Genomic DNA, 523 nt, shown 5'->3' on the forward strand with positions numbered 1-523 from the left:
CGCGCGCACGGCGTCCTGGATGGAGCCGGTCAGCGAGGGGAACACCGCGAACACGCGCGACATCTGGTCGACGGTGAGGCGGCGCTCGACGGCGATCGCGAGCGGGTAGATGAGGTCGGAGGCGCGAGGACCGACGATCACACCGCCGATGACCGTGCCGCTGCCCTCGCGGGCGATCACCTTCACGAAGCCGTCCTTGATGCCCATCATCTTGGCGCGGGCGTTGGCCGCGAGCGGAAGCTTGTGCACGATGCCGTTGATGAGACCGGCGGCGATGTCCTTCTCCTGCCAGCCGATCGTCGCGATCTCGGGCGCGGTGAAGATGTTCGCGGTGATGCGGCGGGACTCGAGCGGGATGACGACGTCTCCGAGCGCGTGGAAGACCGCGGTGCGACCCTGCATCGACGCGACCGACGCGAGCGGCATGAGCGTCGTGCAGTCCCCGGCCGCGTAGATGTTCGGCACCGATGTGCGCGAGACCCGGTTCACCCGGATGTGACCGGAGTCGGTCAGCTCGACGCCC

General features: G+C 68.8%; 1 protein-coding gene. It reads right to left on the reverse strand.

What is annotated here, in order from left to right; all coding sequences use genetic code 11:
• A partial coding sequence (locus AC4FQX_RS15215) for an oxidoreductase dimerization domain-containing protein (RefSeq protein WP_491168569.1) occupies positions 1-523 on the reverse strand: 523 nt, incomplete at both ends.

Source organism: Flavobacterium sp. AK-301, assembly GCF_058310215.1.